This window comes from Paenibacillus sp. IITD108, assembly GCF_036541265.1.
Taxonomy (GTDB): Bacteria; Bacillota; Bacilli; order Paenibacillales; family Paenibacillaceae; genus Pristimantibacillus.
The window spans coordinates 1-19,333 of record NZ_JAZHCT010000026.1; the positions used below are offsets into that span (position 1 = coordinate 1).

Below are 19,333 nucleotides of genomic sequence, written 5' to 3' on the forward strand. Positions count from 1 at the left end.
AATTGGGAGGCTTCGGTAAAAATCTAGCCCAGTTTGATACGGACTTTGTTACAGTAGAATACACCTTGAATGGACAAATAAAAAATATTGAAGGAGTACGAGTATATCAGGATAAAAACTACATAGTAATTCGGGACAATAAAAACAATATTCATAGTATTTTCACTGATCAAATCCATATTCAATTCTTCCAACTCTCCACAGAATAACGCAAATCATACTCATGAAGGTGGTTTTGACGATCGCGAAGACGAGGCGATTTAAGTATTTCCTATAATTTCAGAATAGAATGGAATGATGCTTGATCACGCCTTTTGCCATAAGAAAATCCTTCTATACACCATCAACCTATATGTAAAATCAACAAAGGTTCAAGTAATGTTATACTTGAACCTTTGTTTCAAGGTAAATGTGGCTTTAAACACTATTCCCATACTAACAACATTCAGCATTCAAGTGTGGGTTACTCAATCTTGATATCACTCAAAAAGTGAAACCATAATATATCCCACATTAGGCCCTTTAGTCGGAAAATCCACAAATGAGACTTGTGATGGGCTACCATTTACAAAATCAAACAATCGGTTTTTAATTTTATTTAGATTTGCCTTCTTAAGGCAAAATATCACGTTTTTCAATATATCTTTAGAACCTTCTCTCTTCACAACACGAGGCATAAAGATAGTTCCCCGCTTCCTATTTCCGCTAGTTCTTTTTTTGATGTTTTCTTGTTTGTTTTTTAACATATTATCAATGTAATCAGGCACAGATCCCCTAACATAATCTTCAAGATCTTTTATGTTGGTTAAAGTACCAAATAAATAGACAAAATCCTCAATACATGTTATTGGACAGAATAGTTCTTCAGCTGAGAATAGGTGTTCCTTTATCGCTTCACGTTTATGGACAGTTTCGATTGACTCAAAAAATACTTCTTTAATTTTATGGGCAAAAGCAAGCTCCCAAGCTCGATTAGGCTCCCATTTACTGTACGAATACGAATAAAAACAATACATCGGTATCATTTTTTCATTAAGAGCACTATTGATCAATACATTGATTTGGTACTGATCACCAATTTTATGTTTTAATTCGTTATATCCTGTACAAATCTTATTAATTACTTTTGCTTGAATTCTCAGCCCAATGCTCTTCTGCGTCTTCTTCTCAATAAACCACCACTCAAAGTCGGCTCCGGTTTTATATTCCTCTACATTTCCTGGTTTCTTCGTAGCAACCGTTTCTATGTTATTACAAGACATTATCAATTCCTACACTAGGTGCGTTATTGTGGTTTCTTCAATAGTCGTATTATTTCGAAATGAAAAATCCATTTTCCCCCATATCTCTCCCGAAATATCACAGACTAGTTTGCATAATTTTTTTGAAATCATCCCCGACTCCCCCTACGCTAAAGACCGTTCCAACCCTTTCCACTGAAAAACCATTTTGTAACCTGTAAAATATGTATACCATAATCTACAAATGACCACTTTCTGTAATTATTAATTAATTTGAGTCGATGTTTAGCACTAGGGTGTTCAAGCAGGATAAAATATCGATAGTATATTTTCTTGTACCAATATAACTTTTTGAACCAGCTCTCTTCTCGTACAACTTCTTTTTCTAAAAAATCTAACATGGCTGAGCGTTTGACGCCATGCAGTTCACACGCTAGTCGATCTGCACGTAATTCCTGAATTTGGTACCAATATCTTCTGTTATCAATAGTTAAAAATACAAGCATAGAGATTTCATAAAGTATGACAATAGGTAGAGTTAGAATTGTTAAAACCTCGCCTGCAATAGGAGATAGATCACCGACTACTTGGATAAGTAAGATATAAACAATCAAAAGAAAAATTAAAAGTAAACCTCCAACTATTCTCCATATGACGGCCATAATAGTATTATCTTTATACTTAATATGGACTATTTCATGTCCTACGATTGCTGCAATCTCAGGCCAAGTTAGTCCTAAGCAACCTTCTGTCAGTGTGATCGAATTGGGTTTGATATAATTGGCTCTGGCATATCCATTAATTGATTTTTCATTGGTTAAAAAGAGCTCTACATTAGTTACTCCTGCCTGATGACAGAGCTTAAAAATATCACTTCTTAGTTGAATATACGGAAAATCATATACCTCATTATCCTCAGTAGAGTTATTTTCCAGATCTTTTTCAATACTTGCAATAAAAATCCACCATTTTTTAGTCCATCTAATGCCCACGAAAAATGAAACTGTCATAATTAAGACAATCATAAATATAGATTTATTCGTTTTACTTAAGTAACTATTTATGATAAAAGGTATGATAATTATAGGAGCACATGAATAAAGGACTCCAAATAATGCTTGAAAAATTGTAGCCGTCTCAGGATTCTCTTTATTAATTGAAAGAATCAATACATGAACCGAATATACACATAGAATAAGATTTCCGGCTGTAACAAATAAAACACAGAGCACATTAATGATGAACATAAAAAACCTTCCATTCAAATAAATCGTATCCACATATTATATTGCTCCCATAGATTGAGACACGTGGGCCTGATAACTAAGTAAAATGGAATTTTATACACCAGAATTTATTGACCAAGAATTTCTTGTAAGCAACACCCCACATGCACTACATGTGGGATCATAGACTGTTTGGTTCCTGTCTACTGCTGTAGGGCCTAAACTTAATTTGTATAGGTTTTCTGAGTTGGAGTATTGTTTTGTTTAGTTGCCATTCACTCGAATATGATAGCTTTCGTCCCCAATCCGTTCCCATTAAAATAAGAGCACCATTATATTTGTAGAGACGGAGTCTCCATACTAACTGAACTTGATTAAACATATAGTGAACTGTCTATTGCACCACTTATTAAAATTTCTAGATGCGCTAAATATTATCGCATAACAAACCAATTCCTAAATAAACCCATGCAATAGGCTCAACTTGTGTTTTGTTGCAAAGAGCATTTTTTTTTAACCTTTTCATAGAATTTTGATTCGCCGTCCGTATAACGAAGCGGCGAAAGTGACTTAGCCATTCTCCTCGCTTATTAAGCTTCTGTATGTCATAAATGTATTGGGCAACCAATCGGACAAATCATAAGGATTTAAGAATATCTTTGTTTTTGTGTTCTCCGACTTTTTGAGAATAGCTGGAATAACCTCAAACTTGATTGAGGGATTGGGTTTCGTTATACTTCTGTCTTCTGCAATGAGTTTTTGCAACGGCACAAGAAAAGCCTGTTGTTCTCCGTTATCGTATTCATCTGGTAATTGCCCATATTCAACATAGTTAATAAGCTGCAATCCCAATTGTCTATCAAATAACTGATGGTTTCTCTGATTCCAGAAGTTATCGAGACAGTTCTTACAGGTGCGCGAACACTCACATTCTGTAAGAATTTGTCTTGCTCTTTCAAGTACTTTATCAAGAATCGAGCCAATCAGAGAAGAATAGCCTGCACCGCTTGAGAGATTGTCATAGAAGAACATTTCAATGCGCGAGTCACCATCATTCTTTATTCTTGGTCTCCACCCTCCACTTATCTCGCTGTAATCTATGTCAAGTACTAGCGAAACAGCTTTTTTTAGTGACTCATGCAGAGTCGTTACCGCAGCTCGCAGAATGCTCTTTTCCTCCACGTTACTGTTACCTACAAGTTTTGTAGAGTCATAGAAAATATCCATCATGAACATATCGGTTAAGAACTCATACCCTAAAAACATATTTGTTGCTACAGTTCCTTCATGTCGACACAATGGACGGTTATCGTGGTATGGCTGCGAAATGGAATAATTTCCATTGTTGTTCACCTCAGCAACCTCAGCACCTCCGCATTTTTTACAAACGTTGAAACCATTCTTGCTATTGCCCATATTGACGGTTAATACTTTTCTATCGGACAACTTAGCATAACGGATCCTGCTTTCCCCAAATGTATCCATATTCATGTCTTCTGGGACATAGGAATAATAAGGCGCTTCAGCATAAGTATATTGTTCATCTTCATCTTCAAACTTAACATCATCACCTTTAACAGGTGAAAAACCCCATGGACGCAGCATTTTTTTATGGTCTATTGGCGCACTGCAATATGGACATTGCTTCTTTGAAACATCCTCCTTCTCAACTCCAAACCAATTGCATTCTGAACAAATGATAATGTCTTTATAATAATCTTTGTTCTTGAAGTAGTACTCAGCTTGATTCGTTTCGAAGCCTCTTGGACGTGGATTGGCGTAAATGCCTCCGCTTTTAAATATCTTTTTATCAATCGTGACAAATCTGCCGGGCGCATACTCGCTAAGCGCTATAGCAATATCTCTATCTGGAGCATATTGAATGTCACGAGGAGCGTTTTTACCCCGTTCAGATTCTTTCTCCACATAAAACCTAACTACATTTTTGGGAAATGAATATGACGGAATATATCCTTCACGATAGAAAACATCAAACGCAGAAGTCTCTTTGTCATTGTTAAAGTATTCATTACGTCTGCCTTCATCTAATACATTTAGCCTTATTTCGCGAAACTGCCTGATAGTTTCATTGGTAGACAAGTTCAATGATTCTGCATATTCAATAAAGTTATCTCCGTATTTTTCACAAAAGGACACTATTCCTGTATCAACTATACCATCGAATTGTGATTTCATTTCCGGGGACGACATGAATCCATTCAACGCCAACATGTTTATATGGCGCTGCCTGATTTTTGGATTATCACGGTCAATCCAGGGCTTACGTGGCGAACCCGAAATCATCTCATCGGGATGCAAAAAGTAGTGGCTATCATGTGTTCCACCAGAAGCATATGTTACAATGGTCGAAATGCCGGTATTCTTACGTCCCGCGCGTCCGGCACGTTGTTGGTAATTCTCTCTCATTGGAGGTATATTTCGGAGCCCTACAGCGGTTAATGAACCGATGTCAATACCGACCTCCATGGTAGTCGTACAACTCAAGACATCAATGGATTCCTCCCCATATTCTCCTGAGTATATGTCCTGAAATCGCATTTCATAGTTTTCGGTACGGCTCCATGTATCGCTTTTAGTTTCCTTATGTGAAAGTTGTGCTGTATGTTCCTCTGTGTCAATTGTATGGATAGATTCAATTTTATTCAAAGCATTAAGAACAGGTATCCGCCAAAAATCAAAACGAGATAATTCCATTGCGTTAATTGGCACTACGTCTTCTGAATCAAAACAAGCACCACAAAATTCTCCAATCTTGTAGGGGGAAAGCTTTCCACACTTTACGCAGCGATACCAAGTGAATTTATCATCGGCTAACTCAATTTTTACTGCCGCTAGTTTAATGTAATGTCTGTTGTTTGAAGCAAGTGAGAAGAATAAGTCTCGCACTTTATCTACAACTTTCTTCATCGCATAATCATCGATTTTCAGCACTTCTTGGATTCTTTGAATAAGCCTTTTGTCCAATTCCGTTGAAAAATCGAAACTCAGACCAAATATCTGTATTTTACTTCGTCCGGGCAGACCTATCCTGACATCATCGGGGATTGTTTCTCCGATGGCAGCGCTATCGTCCATAACATCCCAGAATAACAGCACGAGCAATTGATACAATTTTTCGCTCTCAATAGTCAAGCCTTCATCTTCTAAATCGTATACACAATTATCAAGAATGGAACAAATAGGAGCTAAGTATCCTATACCAATGTCTTTAAATGAACGAGGGCTTTCCGTAAAAAACATCAGCAACTGCTCATAATAGTCGTCGGGTAACGGTTGATACTCATGAGCCATTGCCGCATAGTTAAGAACTCTACCTTGCTTTTCAGATCTAATTTTCGCAACTTTAAATAACCGCTTATTTTCCTCAAACTTCTTTTTGCTTATCCCACTGAAAAATGAAAGTCTGTTTTGAATACAAACATCCAAAAACGCTGGATATAAGTCCGATAATGAATGCTCTTTGTCATCAACCTTCAAAAGAAGTGATGCAAGCATAACCGCCTGTCGGAAAGCATCCGCATCAGATGATTTTGACAAGTCTCGTGCAAGTTTTGCTGCGTTCTGACGAGAATCTGAAAATAACAGGACTTTTTTCCCTTGGTTAATCAGTTCAGTTCGCTTTGCGGGTTGTAGTTCAAACTGAGCCTTTGTCAAGTTATAGAACGGTACGTTACCCTTGGTGGATAAGTCAATCGGTTTCTTTAACGGCATTTGCTTTTTGCATTTTGGGCAAACATTGAAAGTAAATGACCGTGTATTTTTATCAAATTTCTCATGGTAGACAATAGTAAGCAATTTATCGTCACTTTGAGGCGACGTATACAGTTTCCCCGTTAATGGGTCAAGAGCACCAATCTTATCGTTTTTCCTCTTCTGATAGCCTTCCGGAACAACATATAGCAGCATTTCATTAAGCGAATTTGCATCACCATTCAGCCCACGTTGCGGGAACACATACCAATATGGTTGTCCTTCATTTTTCTGAAGGTAAACTCTAAAGTATAATGCCCCACACTTGATATGATTTACAAGTTCATAAATTCGCCCGCCACATTCACATCTATCCCTCGGAATAGAGATAACCTTGCCCAACGGGAGTTTCTCGCTTTTCGAATATTTGGCTAGTCTGCATTTCGGATTGGAACATGCATATAAACCCTGCAGTCCACGCAAAAACATATGAAGGCGCACAGGGAAGAGAATATTGCCACTCTTTGCAGCAAGAGAAACTAAAACTAATAAAGCATCTAGTGCTTTCCCAGCATTTTCGCTGTCACCAAACAGTTCTCTCTTAATCTCACTATATGATTTTGCGCCATCACGGCATAATTTGTTAAGCATTACAAACGCTTGATATTTGGGAAGATTGTCGTATAGCCATACTTGAGCTTGATTCTGACTAATGTCATTTGCTAGGTCGCAATGGAAAACGACTTTTGCAAAATCCTTAATTCTGACGGTTATGTTGTCGCCTTGCACTTGCTGAGAACCAATTGATGCTAACGCATCAATATCTGTTTTTATCTCCACTTCATCTGGAACAGCTTCTTTTGTACCGTACAAAAATTCGCAACTAGCAGGCTCTTTCCCTGTAAGACCAGAGTAAAAAGCATTAATCGCTTTTTGATCGTTTTGAGGCATACTCGCAGTTGTAAGAATGAACTGAACTCGATCGACTGAAATTTTCAAGCGATGAAACAATCGCTCCAACAACAGCGATATTTCTCCACCAGCAGAGCCACGATACATATGCGCTTCGTCCAAGACAATGAGAAGTTTATTGTCGCTAGATTCATCAAGCCACTGCTTCGTTTTGTCCCATATGTTTGCCTCGCGCTGACGCATAAGCATGTACTCCAACATGGAATAATTGGTAATCAGAATATCTGGCGGACAATTCTGCATCTCAAAACGCGTTATGAGTTCAGCGTCAAACGGTGATGGCATATGAATGTTCTTTTCCAAGTTCTCAATAAATACTTTCATTCCGTTTTCACCGAATCTTACAGGGTATTTATTGATGCTTCTTAGTCCGTCTATGTTGTTAAATTGTCGCCGCTGAGTCTCTGCATCGGCGTTTTCATCTATCAAATAATTTTCACGGAATGTATTCGCTAATTCACGGCTACTTGCCGGCTTTGCATCGCCGGAATATGGAGTTCTACCAGTATACATACCAAAATGAGGTATGCGGGTAGCATGAGTATCCTTAGTGAAAATATCTCGGAATTTATCGTTACCGATGATTCTCCTGAATCTGGCGAGCTGGTCAGATACAAGAGCGTTCATAGGATAAATAATAAGAGTACGCACAGCATCCATCTTAAAAGAGCTAGGACGATTCTTTGCTTCATTGAAACAATTGCTTATAATAGGCCAAAGGAAGCACTCTGTCTTACCAGAACCCGTTCCTGTAGAAACGAACAAATCTCTCCCTGATAAATAATACTCTAAAGCCTTAACTTGGTGTTCAAACGGGTCGGGAAAGATCCCAAGATTCTCCTTTACAAGTTTCAGCACCGACTCCTTTACGCTCTGTTCGATGTGATGAGAGTTTTTAATGCCATCTTGGACTTTTTTATAAGATGCCGAAGTTTCGATATAAGGCTCGCGAGCAATGTTGGTGTGCGCTGAGCAAAATTCGCCCAGAAGGTCATCGACGTAAAGGAGTAGAGTTTCGCTGTTAGCCAAATAGTCTGATTTGATGTAGTTCTTCAACCTATCGCGGATTGCCTGATAATATTCTTGTACGCCGTTTGTGTTAAGCACCTGCATTTCCTCCCTTAACTATAATTCCAATGTTTTTAAGAGTATTTGTTATTTCTGGAATAAAGTCGTTCCTTATAAGAAAGCTGACTTTGTCAAAGGCGTTATTGATTGGCCAAGACAAAAGCAACAAAAAATAGTATTCTCGATTTGGTAGGTGCCCGCCAATTGTAAGTTTTGAATATTCCTCATCTAGTTTAACGATCCTTGCTCTTAAAGGGTTGTTGTAATGCGCTTTTAACGAAAAATACAGTCTCCTATATTCGTATGAAGTTAAGCTGTCGCTCTGCGACTCGACAATTTCATCTGCAAACAAAAGCGATTCATCAGATTCACGAATCACTCTATAGAAGGGTCCCCACTGACTTTTTCGAGCCAAGGAATAATCTGTAGCCAATTTTGCTGACCATGATTGTGATGGAACGCTATTGGATAGAGGATTGAAAAATTGCAGTTCGTCCGTGGAAAGATCCTTTTCATAAAAATCTGCAATGTCATACCTCGATAACAAATATTCCTCACAGGATAATGAATCTCTTATTAATAATTCACTTGACGTAACTGAATGTGTAGTTGGTGACGTAAACACACCAAGCCCGTTAACAGTATGCATTTTATTAGGAATGCCAAAAAACAGAGAAGTATTACCTATGTAAACGGTTCTCCCAAAATTGGCTAACTGGTTACGATTGCTACTATTAGTAAGCAGATAGCCGGTTTCCTCATATACCCTCCGAATGTGTACAGGAAAATTCATTTGTGATTGATTAGAATCAATATACTTGTCTCCATTGTTGGGAAATATTTCGGTATAACATTGCAGTAATTCGTTTATAACAATGGTTTGATTATGCTTTGTGACTCCAATTTTACCATCTGAAGAGTTTTGAGCTATCCTAAGGCACCATTGCCCCATTGCAGAATAGCAGAGTCTGTAGATGAATGAATCATTGGATTCGCCCTTGTAACGACTAATGCCCATATCATTTGACATAGCGTTTATAAATTCATTCATTACGTAAACCACCTCATAAGCAGTTTTTTTTGTGGGCATCGGCCGTCTGTTCCAGCGTATTTTAACAGGCGCTCAGATGTGGTGTATGGGTTGATCTGCAATACATCAGCACAATATGGCAAAACATCAAATGCTAGTGAGCAGCACAAATCATCCTCATTAGTTATTAACGCACAACAATGCTCAAACAGGCTTTGAGGGTAGCCTAATTCCCGAAGTATCTCCCTAAAGATATTCTGAAACCTATTGCCTCCCAGGGCAAATTTCGGAATAAAACTTTGCTCCGCAATCGTTGATGGGTCTTCAGATAACTCTGTGTTGATGGATAAAGCCCCGATACGATTCGCGTTGAAATAGTGACAATATCGCTTAAACTCATTTGATAAGTAATGAAGTGTTCTATCGTAAACAACCGTTAGGAAAACTATTTTATCTCTGTGTTTTTTCAGTAACGGAATTAACTCGGTTTCGTTAAAATTACCAATAAAATTATCTAAACAAACAACACGATCTGCAGACTGTAAGAACTGGCCTATTTTCTCGACTGTTACGTCTTTACTATAAGACATCATCTTAACAGTCGATTTTCCTATAAGTGTGTTGCCCACACACTTAATGAGATTTATCCCGATTGCGTGATTGACAACGATAGGTACTCCGTGAAACAGAGTCTTACTTAAATGCTTTATCAGGAGTGGGTAATACTCGGCATCATTAGTCACTCCGATACTTGCTAGGTTATACCCTAAATATTCCTTGAATTCGTTTATATCGTAAGGGCATTTTGGACTTGCTGCGGGACCCTGTTCCTCTTCTAAACGTTTTTGCTGTTCCTCTAATTCAGTTAATATTTTTTTCTCAAGAAGCAGGCTATTATTTTTGACTTCTGTTAAATCTTTAGACAGCAAGTGGATTTTATCAAGAAATTCCACTTTTTCCCTTTCGAGTGATTTGATTACTTCCTCATCTTCCTTAGCAGTGGCTTGAAGTTCTTCTAGAATAGAAATCTTGCTATTGAGAGTATTAATCTCTGACAATCTGTTTGATAGATTATCTTTGCTTCTATCCAACTCCGCTTCTTTTGACTCTATTTCCGTTTTGAGTTTTTTACATTCAGACTCTAAGACCTTTATTTCTTCATTTAGCCTTTCTTGCTTGTTGGTCGCCTCTTTTATAGCCTTAACTGTTGCACTCAATAACGCGATGTATTCCTCCGAGTACTCCTCATTGACAAGCTTAAAGTATAAATTGACATTATCGGCAAAGAAACAGAAAGGCAAAGTATTTATAAAAGCTATATCTTTACTTTCCCCATCCTCCAGGCATTTGCTAATATGTTCTTGAATCTGAGAGAGCCAAACTCCAATACGTTTTTCAATAAATTTCGAAATAAACAGTCTGCTACGATAATTAAATAACAGATTGCTTACATTGAGTTTCGAGATTGCATTAGCTCGAAATCCTGGACGAATTTTCGCGAACTCTTTTGGGTGTTTTGTAAAATACGCAAGTGTGTCCTTATACGGTACAACTGAGCAAATAAACCGCACTTCATCTTCGGTTAATTGCGAAATATAATTCATAGCCGTCCCTCCTCGATGAAGCACTTAGCAATCGAATTGATTGAACCCGCTATCCTGCACTTTTCGAAGTATTGAGAGGCAGTTTTGCTAAGTGTAAGTGAACTATTCTTGGTAGAGTCGAAGGCTTCTGTACGTTTATAGTGCGCAAGAATATCTTCCAGCAATGCATCACCTGATAGCTCCCTTTGACTACAAGGATAAATATAACTAACAGGATAGTTGTACTCATACTGAACAATCAGACTTCCAGGTGTCAGAAAAACAACTTGTCCATTTTTTAAAGAGGAAACCCCCGAATGATTAAAAAGGAAATAAAAACCTTCATCAGGAACAGTAAAGCTGTTTTTCACTCTTTTGGATAGTGTAATATCGATGTAAGTGTCAACAAGCGGTACAACCTTATTAATAACAATTTCCGCATTCTTCTTGAATATTTTAGTCTTTGGCTTAACCGATACTCTTGATATGCCGTGTGAAAGCTCCACTATTTCCTCCGAATTTACATTGATGTTCCCATGAGCCTGTAATTCAAAGCTCGAAAAAATATAAGCATATTCCGATGCGATAATGCTGACATCATCAATTACTTGTGCAGGCGGCCAAAGCAGCGTCAGTGACTCGGAAGCTTCTAATTGGTAACCCCATGAATTTATCATATTATCTATAGAAGCAGTTTTATTTGTTATCGACAATAAAAACCCTATAAACTTTCGATTCATTGTTTCAAAGTAGGAAGTTCCCCCCACTTCTATGCCACTTGGAAACAGAATCGCTCGTTCTGATGAGTATCTTTGAAATACAACAAAGTACTGGGTGTTCGTATACAATACAATGCCGCGGACTAACTTTGCTTGAAAATTACTATCATCACTATTGTTGCCTTGTATTTTTAAAAAGATCGGAGCATTATCGTGATTGAAAAGATCATATTTTCTTTTTGCATCATTAAGGGTATTGGACAAATAATAGCTGGACGAAAAATGATTTAAAGAAATCATTGTAGGAACGTCAGGTGTAAAGTTTGTACTGTTAATTTTCAATACATGGAAAGGTGCATCTGAGTCTGTTGTTCTTATCTCGAAATCAATATATTGCTGTTCGTAGGCTTTAATTTCGCTCTCGCTAAACCGAAGACCTAAGCTAAAAGTTTTGCTGCTGTTATTATAGTAGAACTCTGCCCTTACGCGGCTGCTTCTTTTCGAACTAGAATCTGTGCTTATCACTCCAAGTTGTCCGAGGTAATTTTCGCATTCAATGTCATTATTCCCGCTACGATGCCTGAAATGAGCGACCATTCTGGTGCTGTAAGGAGCAGCAACAAACACTTCCTCTCCACAACAAGCACACTCATAGCGATACGGTTCAAATCCGCCGTTTCGAACAGCTAGCTCCGCAGAGACTTCAGTTTGAAGAATTGTATCATACACCTTACGCATTTCTTAGAATCTCCTTTCATCAGGTTGCAGTTTACGCCTACACTAAGATATTAAGTATTGTATTGTTCTTCCCTCTCATCTGCCGCGTTGGAACGAGATGAAGCCACATTACACTCACTCAAAGAAAGCTAGAGCGAATTATCGTTCTGTTAGATGGCGTTATCTAAAATTTGGAATAAAATACAAGTTTTCAGTAATTATATGCTTATAAAACTGATTCAGATAAAAATGAAAACTATGTAATCACATTTTCTTAAATCGTGCTGAATCATAATGAGCATATCGGCACTGTGATTACCCCAGCCTAATCGTCTTTCCCGCCTTCTTCCCCACTGCGTTCAATGTCTATTAAACGAAGTCCTTCTCACGATTAGTTTAAATTAACAAATATTGTTGTATATAATAATTCGCTTAGCTAAGAGCTTTAGAATCGATATCCTTCTTTTTCCACAATACACTATGTAAGAATCCAAACTAACGTTTCCACAAAAATAGGCTGCCGGTGGGAATTCAAACCAAATTCCACACATCAGCAACCAAGTCATCTAATTACTTTTTCCTTCAACTTCAAAAAAAATATCGAATGCTCCAACTTCGTTTCCGACATCTCTATTGCTGTTCTATGAATATCGTGCAAACTATTAAGTTTCTTACGGGAACAGTAATCCAGTTATCCTCATACTCAAAACTACCTCCTTATACCAAAAGATTTTTATAAAACATATATTCACCAGATTTTTTCTTAGTTTGAACACTATAGTTTAGAGATATAATTTCGCAATTTAAATGCCTATAGAATTCATAAATACTCCCACATATGTCATATGTTATAATAAAAGGAACTCTCTCCAAATAAATGTCTATAGTTTCTGATAAGGCATGATGATCATCGTGACAAAAAAAATTAATGTATAGATCCTTTCCTTTTTGATAGTAAGGTGGATCAATAAACCAGAAACTTCCTTCATTATTAACATTCTGAATTAATTCATTAGCATCTATATTTGAAAGCTCAATATTATCCCTCTGTTGATTAATTTGTAGAATTAAAGCAACTAGTCTTTCCTTATTATACCGACAATCAATTTTATATTTGCCTTCCTGATTAAGCCCACCTATCGGTCCCGCTTTAAGAATTCCTGAACGATTAGTCCTATTTAGAAAAAAAGTTGAGAAACCCAGATCAAATAAACTAGCATCATCTTTATTGTCTTGCACATGTTTTTGTAGATGCCACTCAGTGATATTAACCTCAGTTCCTTGAATTCTCCTAATAAATTCATCCGTTGTATTTAATATGCTATACCAAAAAGCATAAATCGAACGATCATAATCATTAATGGATATGTTTCTCACATATCCATCTCGTAGTAATCTTAGGGCCACACCCGCGCCTCCGGCAAAAGGCTCTACATAATTACATCCTATTAGGTCATTCTTATTCATTATCTCTACTATATAATTATACATCTGCCCCTTACCGCCAGGATATCTTAAAGGTGAGAACACTCTCCCCATACTTATCAGTCCAATCAAAATGAAAGTTGCTTAATTTTGTATGCTTTCCCATGACATTTATGGGACTTTCGAACAATTCCAAATTTCAAATTCCCTTTGACTAACATTATAAACTGAAATTGGTTTAATTTACTACTTCTAGAGTATATAAATTCGACCATATGCGACTATTTTCCTGCTCATAAAAGAAAAGAAGTCTTTTAATCACTTCTTTCTTATGCTAATTTTCTTCTGTCACTTCACGCCACCCTACAATCAAAAGATTCTATGTGTAAATCATATCAACAAAACTAATCGCGATTCAAGATTTCTAGACCTAAAACAGTTTTTCTCAAAATAGCCTTAATATTGTGGAAATTCCCAAAACTGTGGGAAAGCCTTACTGTTAAAACAAAAGAAGTTCTTCTTATAAATGAAGGAAATGATTTAAACTTCGTACTTAGATTAACTAACTATAGCTTTTTTAAGTACTACTTGTTGGTATTATCAAAAGCAAACACTGAGTTAATGAATTTGGATTAATAGTGTTCATACTTATTAAAATAAGAAGAGCACTTTTGAAAAGGTGAAAAAATGAAATAGATTCTTCTTTTTTGAAGAACCTACTTCATCTTCAAAAATATAGATAGTCTAAGCTCTGTTGAATCTTTAATTATTTTTAATTTGTGCATTAGCCACTTATCAGTAACTCAGGATTGACTATTCGGGCGACGACCAAATGGAAGAGGGGATATTATCGTCCACATTGGTAACCTTATAGACCCAACAATAATTATGCATACTTAAAATGGGTACCCTTGGCACAAGGGTTCATGGCCGTTTTTGAAGGATCAAAAATTGGTTCGTAATATAGTCTGTTATTGACGTTCCCCGCTTCAAAGTATGCGATCAATGATCTAAATACTTTTCATCGACTTCTTGGAAGGACTTATGAAACTTTTCTATCTCCTGATCCAATCTGAAATGTGATTCTAAATATATATTCTCTGCAGGTTCTGTCTACACCCGTGTGCTAACTCCTTAGCTATCCTTCTTCCATTTGATTATGATCTATTAAAAAATTAATGGCATCCGCATCTTGGTGAATCAAGTGGCTTCCAATTCCATATCCATGAAACAATCCAGAAAAAAACTTATGTTTATCTTGTTTTTCGCCAATGCTCTTTGTATTCTTTTGCTTTAATAGACTTTATCGCGAATTTACGGCAATTATACGGCAGGCATATTCTGATCATTTTCTGTTTATTACATCATGCCACCCATGAGCAACATTACAAAATAAGCGAAACGGCCTTCAATCGCAGACCCTAACAAGCGATCCCTGAAATCACTCTTCATCTTGCTTTTTTAACAACTCAATTGCCTTTGAACCAGCATGCGCATTAAATAATTGAAACATATTATACACAAAGCTTTTCATTTCCCATAAAATTCGAAACATGTACAAAAAATAAATCCAAATTAATATTGCAGCCATCGTATTATTAAACGTGTTATTCAGAGGAAGATAAAAATCCTTGGGTAAACTCCCTATTACCAACAGTAACAAAGCATTAATCACTATTGCCGAAATAATGAGCATCATTAACTTAATAAAATACTCATTACTCTCCTGCAACTTACTTTTTCTTGTCTTATCTTCCTTAGATCTCTTCCCGCTTTTTTTAGCGTCTGCTATTATTAACCTTCGCAACAAATCATTATTTACTAACGCTTGAAACAATGCATAACCAGTAAAAACAATAGCGAATAGAGCTAAAATAATACTATTAAGGTTTGAGACTGCCTTATAAAATAATTCCACGGTGTCTTTCGACACACCTATTATTCCAGCTGGAACAGCCGATATAACTCCAAATATTATAGAAGAGGCCCACTGATCTTTCTCGGGTAGGATTTCAATTATCGCTTCCTTAAATAAAGCCCTGGATGAACGGCTAGAAAACAATTTTTCAATTTTCTTAACATCAATTGCCATGACCATTCATCACCTTCTACAAAAATCGCATTCTAATGTTTCCTTTTTACAAAGGGTATAATATTTGATTTATTAACTTCGTAAATCTCCCTATTTCCTTCACTCACCATTGAAATGCTCTCAATCTTCTTAGAGGTCATTATAATTTCTAACAACGACTTTTCTATTGTTGTTTCATCGATACTAATATCCATGTTTTCAGATAGTGTACCATTGCGTATCTTCCCTTTGCTCTTATCTGGATATGTCACCTCAAATACTGGTTCAATTGTACCTTGTGCAGCAGTTAAGACATCTATTATTCCAGACTTTGAAGTTGGTGAATTTAACACTACTGATCCAGTCTTGCTGCCAACTTTTTTCCTAAGATCTGATGTCATTCCCTCAAATAAATCACTAAAATCAATATCTCCGTTTAATGGATAGAATCGTAGTGTGAGCTTGTTAATTTTCGAGACCCTTTTCAATGCCTCATCGATTGATTCCTTCATTGGAATACCAACGACATTCATGATAGGATAAGGTAAAAGTTCTTGCTCTGTTTCTCTAAGGTATGTATTTTCTTGTCTAATGTAATTATTTAAAACCTGTTTAAATGCTGACGAAAAAGACTTGATATCTGGGCTGCCTTTTTGGTTTTTCACCAAGACCATGCGGTGATTTTTCAGAAATATCGAAAACATTGAATACGGCGCTGAAGGATGAAATTCATTTGCCTCAACCAGATTCCCATGCTCATCTATCTTTGATAATACCTCCAATGTGGTTTTTCTTACGATGATTCCAGTTAAGACAAAATCGTCTTTTCCAGAATCAATAACCTCTACATTAAGAAACTCAAATCCTTGTTCACTTTTTTCTTTTGTGGCTTGATTCAGCAATGCCGGCATAATAACCGTATCAAAATAATTCAATAAAGGCTCTTCTCTTTTTCCGAATACAACGTTAAAGTTTGCAACTGTCATTTTCTTTTTACCCATTAATGGCACCCTCCGAGATAAAATTGCATCAATTTCATAGGGACATATACCTATATGATAATGACTTACTTATTCGACAATACTCTCCATAATCCTCCACTTATTGCACATAATAGTTATTTATATTTTTTCGATGTAATTCGTGTTTCAATATAATGGAAAAAGAGGTGACCTAAGACCTTTCAACCATTATACATAAACCAATATTGTGTCAAAGGATGTATGTACACAAAAAAACCTCCACACGGGAGGAAGTAGTTTTAGCATTTGTCATTTGTATTCGGAAAGTATTCTCGTTACCCAGAGTCTGATAAAGTACTAGATATTTCATAGAATCAATGTTCATCCTGAAACGTTTATTCTATTGGCTCTTCGATCGAACCCACCTTTAAGAATAAATTCCTTAAGTAAATTATGTACTTTTATGTTGGTCTTAAATGATGGTATTTTCGTGTTCTCCAATTTTTCGAAAAATTCCTTTGCTTTTGCTTTGTCTACAAAAGCTTTTAATTCATCGAAGCGATCAAATTGGTTGATGGTTGCCTCAGTTACATTTGCAGCGATGAGAAATCAGAGTTCCTTTTCATCCAATCCCAAGATTCATACAATACCTTTCCCATCCGTCAGAGTTTTGCCTCCAGCTTCCTAGCTGTTAATTATCAACATATACTCCAAAATCTCTAAATGAGATTCCAAGGGAGATCTGATCACCGTCTTCTCTAAAAGTTTCCTGCAATATACCAACAGAAGTAAGCACATAATCTGCAGGGTTCGTAGACAAACCTGCACCATATAGTGTGTTGGCATCCGTCAATGCGGAAACAAGATCATTGGGCTGGATTTCTACTCTGTAAAAAACATATTGGTTCCAGGTAGAATGCGTCCAAGATCCCGAATATGGGTTGGGTGTCACATAATCATTGGCCCCAAAGTACGTAGAAGCAAAATAGGTAAATGTATCGTGCATTATCGCTTCATCAGGTATAGTAGGACGATTGTCAAATGCGTTGATAACATAACAGAAGGTTTGATCTGTTGAGGTATCTTTTAAATAGATGAAATAACTCACTTGACCAACCGGCCAGTTGCCGTTGCTATTGTTGTCCCAATTCGCAAACCATGGTATTTTCAAATCTCCTTGCACCCATAGCTTGGAATTTGGCGTCGTCCACACGGCAGGCGGAGAGGAGAACTTGTACTCATATGTCGTGTTGGCTCCACCGCCGACTACATTTTGATAGGTAGTAAACCAGCTATTCATTAAAATTCCTCCGGAGGTACCTTGAAACTGGTAAACAGGGGAGCCTTTCACCGCATCATCGAACTCTCCCCTTTGCCATGTGTTCCGCGGAGAGGATGGCGTGAACCCTGTAAAGGCTGAGGGATCGTAGGATACAGCTTGTGAAATTGCATTTCCCGAATGCGACGCATCATCCTGCCACCTGACAATCATATTAATTTGATCATTCGGCGTTGGATCATAATCTACAAAGAGATGATCTTCCACATCCGTGATACTTTGCGGCTCAAGAAGAGCAACGGGGCTGCTTCCTTTACTCGTTGCTGGGGCTAGTAAAAGCAAGGCACTCAATACCGTAATTGCGACAGCGTTTCTTTTCATTCTTTTCCCTCCTAAGTTAAGACCTATTAACTGCCGATATATACCTCGATATTTCGAAATGATGCTCCCAAAGCGATTTGCTCTTGTTCTGCTCTGAACGTCTCCTGCAATATACCAACCGAAATCAAAACATAATCGGAAGGCTCTGTCGACAATCCAATGCGATGCTCATCATTTACACTTTCTACGATCCGGATGAGATTCTGTCGGGTAATTATCGCTTTATAAGGCCTGTAATCCTTCCAGGTTGAAGATGTCCACTCACACGAATTATTTCCCGTTGTGACAAAATGCTCAGCTCCGAATCGAGTTGAAGCAAAGGAAACAAATGTATCATGCATTATTCTCTCTGGGGGTGCCTCATGACGGTTATCAAATATATTAATGACCATTGCGATTGATTGTTCTGTAGTTACGTCTTTGAAATAAGCAATGTAACTAAATTGGCCTACCGGTCCGTAAGCATCGCTTCCTTTGAACCATGAAGCAAAATATGGAATCTGCACCTCGCCTTCAAAGTATAATTGCTGTCCTTCCATTAGCCATGGCTTTACCGGCTGTGAGAATTGCATCGAGTAAACCGTATTCATACCGCCTCCCCGAATTTCACGAGGAGTGGAATACCAGCTATTCATTAAGATACCAATAGATCTACCGTTCCATTGAAAGCATGGAGGCGGACCCGATCTTCCTTTTAATGAACTCTCAAATTGGCCTCTCTGCCAAACGTTTAGTGGTTCCGGCGGTAACAAACCTGTATAACGGGAAACATCTGTATGCAATTGCTTTGAAATTGCAGAGCCATCCTCCTCGATATCATTCTGCCATCTCACAATTAATGCAGGAGAATCGTTACGAACTTTTTGATAATCCACGTATAAGTAATCATCAATATTATCCGGTCCTATCATCCGGTGCAAATATTGTTTTTCTGAAGTCATCATGTGA

Annotated in this window: 12 protein-coding genes; 1 reads left to right on the top strand and 11 read right to left on the bottom strand. The window is 37.3% G+C overall.

Translation table 11 applies throughout. The features are described 5' to 3' along the window. Window positions 1–209 (top strand): hypothetical protein (locus V1L65_RS20475; RefSeq protein ID WP_331701108.1); only part of this gene is annotated, 209 nt, incomplete at its 5' end. Between the two features lie 270 nt (window positions 210–479). Here V1L65_RS20475 and V1L65_RS20480 read toward each other — a convergent pair. The 11 genes from V1L65_RS20480 to V1L65_RS20530 all read right to left on the bottom strand — a co-directional run bounded on the left by V1L65_RS20480 (window position 480) and on the right by V1L65_RS20530 (window position 19,329). Then, a complete protein-coding gene (locus tag V1L65_RS20480) occupies window positions 480–1,262 on the bottom strand; it encodes a DUF6615 family protein (protein ID WP_331701109.1) in 783 nt (260 codons plus the stop codon). 149 nt (window positions 1,263–1,411) lie between these two features. After that, complete coding sequence (locus V1L65_RS20485) at window positions 1,412–2,521, bottom strand: M48 family metalloprotease (protein WP_331701110.1); 1,110 nt, start codon at window positions 2,519–2,521, stop codon at window positions 1,412–1,414. Between the two features lie 516 nt (window positions 2,522–3,037). Next, entirely contained in the window at window positions 3,038–8,257 is a 5,220-nt protein-coding gene (locus V1L65_RS20490) for a DEAD/DEAH box helicase (RefSeq protein ID WP_331701111.1), read from the bottom strand. Beyond that, the gene (locus V1L65_RS20495; protein ID WP_331701112.1) at window positions 8,250–9,269 is read right to left on the bottom strand and encodes a hypothetical protein; all 1,020 of its coding nucleotides are present in this window, start codon (window positions 9,267–9,269) and stop codon (window positions 8,250–8,252) included. The genes V1L65_RS20490 and V1L65_RS20495 overlap by 8 nt, the downstream gene beginning before the upstream one ends. Next, window positions 9,269–10,852: a coiled-coil domain-containing protein gene (locus V1L65_RS20500; protein ID WP_331701113.1), complete on the bottom strand. Its 1,584-nt coding sequence runs from the start codon at window positions 10,850–10,852 to the stop codon at window positions 9,269–9,271. Before V1L65_RS20500 ends, V1L65_RS20495 begins: the two co-directional genes overlap by 1 nt. Then, window positions 10,849–12,288 carry a hypothetical protein gene (locus V1L65_RS20505; RefSeq protein WP_331701114.1) on the bottom strand — a complete coding sequence of 480 codons (1,440 nt, stop codon included), beginning with the start codon at window positions 12,286–12,288 and terminating at the stop codon, window positions 10,849–10,851. Before V1L65_RS20505 ends, V1L65_RS20500 begins: the two co-directional genes overlap by 4 nt. 696 nt (window positions 12,289–12,984) lie before the next feature. Further along, the gene (locus tag V1L65_RS20510; RefSeq protein ID WP_331701115.1) at window positions 12,985–13,806 is read right to left on the bottom strand and encodes a DNA adenine methylase; all 822 of its coding nucleotides are present in this window, start codon (window positions 13,804–13,806) and stop codon (window positions 12,985–12,987) included. 1,327 nt (window positions 13,807–15,133) lie between these two features. Beyond that, window positions 15,134–15,784, bottom strand: coding sequence for a hypothetical protein (locus V1L65_RS20515; protein WP_331701116.1), 651 nt, complete (start codon window positions 15,782–15,784; stop codon window positions 15,134–15,136). Window positions 15,785–15,816: 32 nt separating this feature from the next. Continuing rightward, complete coding sequence (locus V1L65_RS20520; RefSeq protein WP_331701117.1) at window positions 15,817–16,764, bottom strand: hypothetical protein; 948 nt, start codon at window positions 16,762–16,764, stop codon at window positions 15,817–15,819. Between the two features lie 652 nt (window positions 16,765–17,416). Next, window positions 17,417–18,385: a hypothetical protein gene (locus tag V1L65_RS20525; RefSeq protein WP_331701118.1), complete on the bottom strand. Its 969-nt coding sequence runs from the start codon at window positions 18,383–18,385 to the stop codon at window positions 17,417–17,419. A 26-nt stretch (window positions 18,386–18,411) separates the two neighbouring features. Continuing rightward, entirely contained in the window at window positions 18,412–19,329 is a 918-nt protein-coding gene (locus V1L65_RS20530) for a hypothetical protein (RefSeq protein WP_331701119.1), read from the bottom strand. Window positions 19,330–19,333 lie beyond the last annotated feature (4 nt).